This window comes from Pseudomonadota bacterium, from assembly GCA_018823135.1.
Lineage (GTDB): Bacteria > Desulfobacterota > Desulfobulbia > Desulfobulbales > CALZHT01 > JAHJJF01.
In genome coordinates, this window is sequence record JAHJJF010000132.1 from 1 (window position 1) to 7,218 (window position 7,218).

The following is a 7,218-nucleotide window of genomic DNA, read 5'->3' on the forward strand; positions in this document are numbered from 1 at the left end:
CGCTGAAGGACAGCCTTTTACCATTGATCAATTTGGGCAGTTAACGGCAATGGCGCAAAATGGAATCGATCAGCTCCTGACTCTCTGGCAGGGGGAGAAATGACCTCGCCTTTTACGCTTCACAAGAAGTCGTCAAAATCATTGGCCCGGCGCGGTGAACTGAAAACCATGCACGGCACGATTCAAACCCCGGTTTTCATGCCGGTGGGAACCCAGGCTACGGTAAAGGGCGTTACCCCGGAAAACCTTAAGGACCTTGGCGCACAGATTATTCTGGCAAACACCTATCATCTCTTTATCCGCCCCGGCCATGAGTTGATTCAGTCTCTGGGCGGACTTCATAAGTTCATGAATTGGGACCGGCCGATTCTCACGGACAGCGGCGGCTTTCAGATCTACAGCCTTCGAGCCCTGGCAAAAATCAGCGAAGAGGGAGCGGCCTTCAAGTCCCATCTTAACGGCAACGACCTGTTTTTGAGTCCGGAAAAGGCGGTGGAGATTCAGGAGGCGCTGGGCTCGGACATCATGATGTGCCTGGATACATGCATTCCCTTTCCTGCAACCAGGGATGAAACGATTTTGGCCACCGACTTGACAGGGCGTTGGGCAAGAAGATCGAGATCGGCGCAGAAGACAAAGGGGCAATTGCTTTTCGGTATCGTCCAGGGAGGGATGTATCCGGATTTGCGAGCCCGGGCGGTTGACGAATTGCTCGACATCGGCTTTGACGGGTATGCGCTTGGCGGCTTGAGTGTTGGTGAACCCCATGATTTAATGATGGATATCACCGAGCAGACCACTGTTCTTCTGCCCGAGGATTATCCCCGATATCTCATGGGTGTCGGTACGCCGGAAGACCTTGTGGAAGCGGTATACCGGGGAGTGGACATGTTCGATTGCGTCATGCCCACAAGAAATGCCAGGAATGGAATGCTCTTTACATCCACAGGCAGGCTTGTTATAAAAAACGCTCGCTTTTATAATGATCGTGAACCGGTGGACGCTGCCTGCGATTGTTACACCTGCCGGAACTATTCCCGGGCATATCTGCGGCATCTCTATATGTCCAAGGAGATTCTGGCCTCCCATTTGAACACTATCCATAATCTGCATTATTTTGTCGGGCTTATGGGGGGGATCAGAGGTGCAATCGAAAAGGATGGCTTTGAAGAATTCAGAAAGGATTTCTATAGTAAGCGCCAGGATGATATGGCGGAGTAATTTTTTGAAAAGACCAGTATTTATTTTGTGTTAAATCAGGGTTTCAGGAGTTCCCCTCAGGAGCCTTAGGGACATTAATTAATTTTATCAGGAGGTTGACATGACAGGTATCGCTTTTGCAGCAGCACCCGCAGCCGGCGGGGCGCCGGGTGGGATTTTAGGTGGATTGCTGCCATTTATTCTTATTTTTGTGGTTTTTTATTTTCTGCTCATCATGCCGCAGCAGAAAAAGGCAAAGAAACATCAGGAGTTTCTTAAAAATCTTAAAAAAGGTGATGCCGTTATAACCACCGGCGGGCTGTACGGTGAAATAACCGGGATTACCGACACAGTTGTAACCCTGGAAATTACCGACAATATCCGCGTCAAAGTTTCAAGGGCGCATATACTGGGAAGTGCAGCCTCTGCAGCGCAGGCCGAAGGCGGTGCAAAATCCGGCGGTGGCTGAGGGATTAAGAGCTGTTGATTTCATGGTCCATGAAATTTGAAAGGTTCATAAAAAGTTAGAAGCCCATCTTGCTGACGTGTAAAATTAAAGAGGCACAAACCGTGTCACGTCGGCGGAGCGACTTTTCGCGATGCGGACAAATAATGATGTTTCCGTAATAAATCTTGTACCCATCAACGGCACCGATAAATAAATTATCAGATAACAGGTATTCTTCGGCGGCTTTGCGGCGGTATTTTTTTTTGTTTTTGGTTGACAAGAGAGGCTGTTCACACTACAGATTGAGGGCAAATTCATTTTGGCCTGTAATATTTTCTGAAGCGTAAAATTCCTAAAACCCGTTTCAGAAAGGTATTGCAGCCCGTAACCAATGAATTTATTGGGACTGGATGATGCGTTCGAGACTATCTAACTAGGTACCATTTATAAATTAATTAAACCTTGATGGTTTCAATTTGACGCTTTCGTAAAATGTCGCAAAGTATCTTGGCACCTGTTTGAATCTTTTGGTGCGGGTGTAAAAGGTTTATGCGGCGAATTTTTACGAGAATTAAAATTTAACGTTTTAAAATGTTGATTAAAGGAGGAGGTATGACTGGAAAAACACAGAGATTAAACAAGGTTACATGGCTTCTTGTGGTTGCGGCTGCATTTGTGTCCCTTGCTTTGGCACAAAATGTTTCAGCCGCTGTGTTGACCGCTGATGATTGTGTCAAATGTCATGATGCTGCACCATCAGATATCAACAGCGATGGCCGCAAGCATAAAACCGAGGTAAGCTGTGTTGATTGTCATGAGGGGGGGCATCCTCCCAAGGTCACCGACATTATCCCTGCGTGCAGTAAATGTCATGAGGGAACACCGCATTTCGACTTGACCGGTTGTCTCGGTTGCCATAGCAATCCCCATACGCCGTTGCTTATCTCTTTGACGGATGATATGACCGATCCTTGTCTGACCTGCCATACGGAACAGATGGGACAATTGCAACAGTACCCCAGCGCTCACCTTGAAGTGGCATGTTCAAAATGTCACCGTGAGAAGCACGGCTTTATTCCTGAGTGTCTCCATTGCCATTCGGGTCATACGGCAAAGCAGACCAACACCGACTGCCTCTCCTGTCATAAACCGCATATGCCTCTTGCAGTAACCTATGCTGATGATGTTGCATCGGAGAATTGCGCAGGATGTCATGGGGATGCCTATAATCTGCTGGTCGCAAGCGAGTACAAACATTCGAAACTCCTTTGCGCCACATGTCATAAAACCAAGCATAAGACTATTCCTGCATGTCAGGATTGTCACGGCATGCCACATCCCGCCAAGATGATGGAGAAATTCCCGAAATGCGGCGATTGTCATGGTATTGCACATGATTTGAATAAGTAATTTTTAAATAGTCTAGAGTACTAAAGGCCGGGTCTGATTTTCAGACCCGGCCTTTTTTTATGCCCCGGCCAAGGGGGTGTTCGAACCGAACGGCAAGGTTGTCGTACCACATTTGAGAAAAAAACGATTACGTTCGGAATTTCAGGAAAAGCTTTGGTTTTACGGAAGAGCTGATTATTGATGTGTCTGGTTGTGAAAAAAAGCGTTTACTTTGTTCTTTCCGGGGCTGAATCGCCCCGCAGGTCTTGTTTATATCTCAGCGAGAACGAGGGTAATGTTATCCTTCCCGCCGTGATCAAGGGCCTGATTTATTATTGTTTGGGCTTTGATCTCAATGGGGTTTGCCATCAGGAGAATTTTTTCCAAAGTCTCGTTACTGACTTCATTATGTACTCCGTCCGTGGCCAGGAGAAGTATATCTCCGGCGTAAAGTTCGGTTGAATTCATCTCCGGTTCAATCTGATACAGTCCCAGGTGTTGATCAAGGAGGTTCTGAATCTTTGAGGCATGGGCTTCCTCAACGGTCATGCTGCCATCATTTATACAACTCTGTGCCATGTTCTGGTCAACGGTGAGTTGTTGAAGGCGTCCGGCGCGGAATAAATAAAGCCTGCAGTCGCCCACATGCGCCCAGGAAAGTTCAGAGTCGCGTATCAGCGCCGTTATGACCGTGCAACCCATATAGGCGAATTTCGAATTCTTGTCGGCTTCAGTAAGTATGGCATCATTTGCCTGTTGAACAATATCGTTTAGTGATGTGAGTTCTTGTCCGGGACTTGGCGAAAAGGTATCCACAACGTCTTGGGCCAATTGCGCTGCAAGTTCGCCCCCCGGTTGGCCGCCAAGGCCGTCGAAGACGGCAAGGAGTGCGGAGTTTTGAGAAAATTCTTTTATCAGCAGCCGGTCTTCGTTCGCATTTCTGACCAGGCCTTTATGGGAGAGACCGATTGTTTTCATCGAGATTTATCAAAAACCATTCAGAGGAATGGCCGTAAAGTTTGAATGGTTAAAATTTGTTTAACAAAGATCCTTAAAGTCAGCGGCTTTTACTCCGATGCCAAGGTCCATGGCCCGGGAGCTGAATTCATCCAGCAGCCGGTTCAAGGTGCCCCGCTGCTCATCCTGATAGAAAAAAAACAAAGTTGCCATGCGTTTCTTTTCTAGAGGCGTTATCTCATGGTCCTTTTTGGTTTCCAGATACAGGGGGAGAAGTTGTTTAATGGCTTCATCCATGCTCTGATAACGCTTTTTTGCATCCCGCTGACAGGCTTTAAGGATAAATGCTCGCAGAGCTTCCGGTATATCGGCAACCATGCTGGCAGGGTCGGGAATATCCTGTTCCAGATGAAGATCCAGCAGTTTAACAATATCATCCTCCGGATAGGGTCTTTTGCCGGTTATCATCTCAAAGGCGGTTATCCCGAGACAGTAAACATCAGTGCATGCCTGCACCGGTTCACCTTCAATCTGTTCAGGAGCCATGTAATAAACTGTTCCCTCCATGTCAAGGTTTTCATTGCCCATGGGACAGGCGAGTCCGAAATCGAGAATCTTGACAGTGTTATCCGGCTGGATAAATAGGTTTGCCGGTTTGATGTCCTGGTGCACGATTCCTTTGTTGTGGGCATAGGCAAGACCTGAGCAGGCCTGGTACAGATAATCGACGACCATGCAGGGTGGCAGATGGCCTGAGCGTTGGAGGAGCGTCTCAAGGGATTCGCCCTCCATGTATTCCATGACAATGAACAGGGTTTTATAGAGTTCCTCAATATCGTAAACCTGTACGATGTTGGGATGGTTCAGCTGGGCGATTATTTTTGCTTCATCCTTGAATTTTTCCATAAAATCAGGATCCATGGCCATCTGGTGCTTGAGCATTTTGATTGCCACCGGCATATTTAAGGTGCTGTGGATTCCTTGATAGACAATCCCCCAGGCACCATGATCAAGCATCAGTTTGATGATGTATTTGCCGATTGTTCGGTCCGCAATATGCGGCGAATTTTCAAGGCGCCTGGTGACCAGTTCCGTAAAGAAAACCTTCAGGTCCGAATGGGCTGTTGAGACCTGTTCAAATTCTTTTTTCCCGAGTTTCCAGAGCTTGATGTCGGTTTCGGCAATAACATCCGCATAACGGGGTTCTCCTGTTAATACTGCCATTTCCCCGACAACATCCCCTGTTTTAAGCGAGGCGACCTGGTGAGTTTCACCGTCCTTATCGACTTTGACAGCGCAGGAGCCTTCCTGGATAATATAAAGATTTTTTCCTGGTTCTCCCTGGGACATAACCTTTTCTCCGGCAACAAGGCGGCATGGTCGCAGACAATTGAGCAGGGACCAGAAGGCCTGTTTCGGAATGGAGTGAAGGAGCTTGGTGTTCAAAAGAAAATACAGGTCGAATACCGCCTCATCAAGGTTGAGTGATTCGATACGGCCTTGAAAGGTTTCCGCGGCCTTGCCGGTGATGAATTTTAAGCCTATTAAAAATTCTTTTTTGTTATATCCTTTTTTATTCCAGCGGACAGAGGCTGTTTCAGTGGTCCAGGTGTTTGCAGAAAAATCGTATAAAGACAGAATGATTATCGTGTCTTTTCCATATTTTGACGGGGATTCAAGAAGGAGGCCCCCTTCGCATAAATTGTGGACACCGGCATATGTATTTGCGGGCGGCTCAATAGTGAGGGCGGCTGGTTTTTTGCCTTTAGGAAATACAAAGTGAATCATCCCAAGATCGGGCTCGGATTTTTTGAGGCGGATCCATTGTCTTTTATTGTCTTTTTGCATAACAACCACCACCCTGTTTCGGTTTTTTTTGAAAATGTACTCAGGCGCCCGCCCGGCCGTGGGCCTCATTTTGCTGCCCGCAAAAGGGCAGTAAAATGAAACGAGGCGTTACCAATCATAAAAAGAACCTGAAAAGCTGATACCGAAGCTGAATCTTTGGTTGAGTTCCGCCGGCCAGTGTTCCTTTCAGAGGGGTTGGCGTTTTGTGGGACAATGAATACTTACCAATGCCGCGGAATTAATGCAAGCAGAGAGAACAAGGGCGATATCGCGCAATAAAAGAATAACTTCTTGTTTTTTCTTGAGGATTTCATGGTCAGAGAATAGAGTGACGAGCTGTGTTTTGAGCGCAGAAGGGCAAACAATAAAATAATATGCGCGAATGAACTAAATAGTTTTAATAGGGGCGTTCTTTTGGTATAATAAGGGTGAATAAAAAAACCATCGAAAAGGCAAGATTCGGGTTTCCGAATTACGCAAAGCCACCTGTCCCCCACAAACGGGATAGAGGAGCTGCCGAAATGGTGACGGAGCATATGAAAAATGGCCTGTCGCCCAAACGGTGGCAGGCCATTTTTAAATTTATTGGAGGTGTAAAAATGAGAGGATTACTGGTATTGGTTGTTCTGGTGAGCGCGATCTCCCTTGGTTTTGTGAAAAGCGGCAATCAGGCCCCTCAGAAACAGTTCATGCCGAGCATTAATGGTGCTGTGACAGTCAACTGGGATTATGATTCAGTAGCGGTTCAGGACATTAAACAGCTACGCCTCTATTATGCCGGCGGAAGCTTGATTTGTGCAACTGATGATGTAAAGGCTCAAACAATGAATTGCGGCCTGGAAGCTACGGATTACCCGGAAATGTTCAAATTGACCGCCTGTCTGGTGGATGGAACCGAAAAGCGTTATCCGGCGACATTCAAGGTCAACTGATTTCACCATCCTGACATAGCAAGAAATGGTTTTGCGGCTCAGTTCATTCCTTCCCCGGAATGGACTGAGCCGTTTGCGTTCAGGCGCAGATCAGGCCCCTTTCCTCAGCAGTGAATGTTCTTCCCAGCCTGGACCGGGAGGATCAATTTCCATGGTGATCCGATTTCCAGGGTTTGCCTGCTCAAGTATATTTCCTTCAAGATCACGCAGTGTGAGAATTCTATGTTGCGTACTGGACAGTCCGGATCCTAGATATTCGATTATATCACCCGGCCGTATCGGGTTTCTTGCTTCGATAACCGGGTCTGACCCGGCTTTTCGCACCACACCCAGCGGCGCATGTGCCTGCTGGATTTTTGGTCCATCATAGAGCATGTCATCGGTTTGGGGCGGGCCCTCATAAAAATTGTCGGTATAGCCGCGAGATCCTACCTTGTAAAGCTC

General features: G+C 47.3%; 7 protein-coding genes and 1 riboswitch. Of the genes, 4 read left to right on the plus strand and 3 right to left on the minus strand.

Going from position 1 to position 7,218, the window contains the following annotated elements:
• The first annotated feature begins 99 nt into the window (after positions 1–99).
• From tgt to KKE17_13710, 3 genes are all read left to right on the plus strand, one after another.
• A complete protein-coding gene (gene tgt, locus KKE17_13700) occupies positions 100–1,221 on the plus strand; it encodes a tRNA guanosine(34) transglycosylase Tgt (protein ID MBU1711052.1) in 1,122 nt (373 codons plus the stop codon).
• A gap of 100 nt (positions 1,222–1,321) precedes the next feature.
• Positions 1,322–1,669 (plus strand): preprotein translocase subunit YajC, encoded by a 348-nt coding sequence (gene yajC, locus KKE17_13705; protein MBU1711053.1) that lies wholly within the window; start codon positions 1,322–1,324, stop codon positions 1,667–1,669.
• Positions 1,670–2,260: 591 nt separating this feature from the next.
• Positions 2,261–3,058, plus strand: coding sequence for a cytochrome C (locus KKE17_13710; GenBank protein ID MBU1711054.1), 798 nt, complete (start codon positions 2,261–2,263; stop codon positions 3,056–3,058).
• A 249-nt stretch (positions 3,059–3,307) separates the two neighbouring features.
• On the opposite strand, the gene KKE17_13715 is transcribed toward KKE17_13710, so the two are convergent.
• Together KKE17_13715 and KKE17_13720 are read right to left on the minus strand one after the other, a co-directional pair.
• Positions 3,308–4,015, minus strand: coding sequence for a protein phosphatase 2C domain-containing protein (locus KKE17_13715; GenBank protein MBU1711055.1), 708 nt, complete (start codon positions 4,013–4,015; stop codon positions 3,308–3,310).
• A 60-nt stretch (positions 4,016–4,075) separates the two neighbouring features.
• On the minus strand, positions 4,076–5,842 hold the full coding sequence (locus KKE17_13720; GenBank protein MBU1711056.1) for a protein kinase: 1,767 nt from the start codon (positions 5,840–5,842) through the stop codon (positions 4,076–4,078).
• A gap of 441 nt (positions 5,843–6,283) precedes the next feature.
• Positions 6,284–6,363: riboswitch (cyclic di-GMP riboswitch) on the plus strand.
• Positions 6,364–6,441: 78 nt separating this feature from the next.
• Here KKE17_13720 and KKE17_13725 point away from each other — a divergent pair.
• Entirely contained in the window at positions 6,442–6,774 is a 333-nt protein-coding gene (locus KKE17_13725) for a hypothetical protein (protein MBU1711057.1), read from the plus strand.
• A gap of 90 nt (positions 6,775–6,864) precedes the next feature.
• Here KKE17_13725 and KKE17_13730 read toward each other — a convergent pair.
• On the minus strand, positions 6,865–7,218 hold a 354-nt coding region (locus KKE17_13730; GenBank protein MBU1711058.1), incomplete at its 5' end, for a U32 family peptidase C-terminal domain-containing protein.

What these genes read in the sequence shown, in the direction of transcription:
- tgt (MBU1711052.1), top strand. Translation starts at nt 100, where the DNA reads ATGACCTCGCCTTTTACGCTTCACAAGAAGTCGTCAAAATCATTGGCC.
- yajC (MBU1711053.1), top strand. Translation starts at nt 1,322, where the DNA reads ATGACAGGTATCGCTTTTGCAGCAGCACCCGCAGCCGGCGGGGCGCCG.
- KKE17_13710 (MBU1711054.1), top strand. Translation starts at nt 2,261, where the DNA reads ATGACTGGAAAAACACAGAGATTAAACAAGGTTACATGGCTTCTTGTG.
- KKE17_13715 (MBU1711055.1), bottom strand. Translation starts at nt 4,015, where the DNA reads ATGAAAACAATCGGTCTCTCCCATAAAGGCCTGGTCAGAAATGCGAAC.
- KKE17_13720 (MBU1711056.1), bottom strand. Translation starts at nt 5,842, where the DNA reads ATGCAAAAAGACAATAAAAGACAATGGATCCGCCTCAAAAAATCCGAG.
- KKE17_13725 (MBU1711057.1), top strand. Translation starts at nt 6,442, where the DNA reads ATGAGAGGATTACTGGTATTGGTTGTTCTGGTGAGCGCGATCTCCCTT.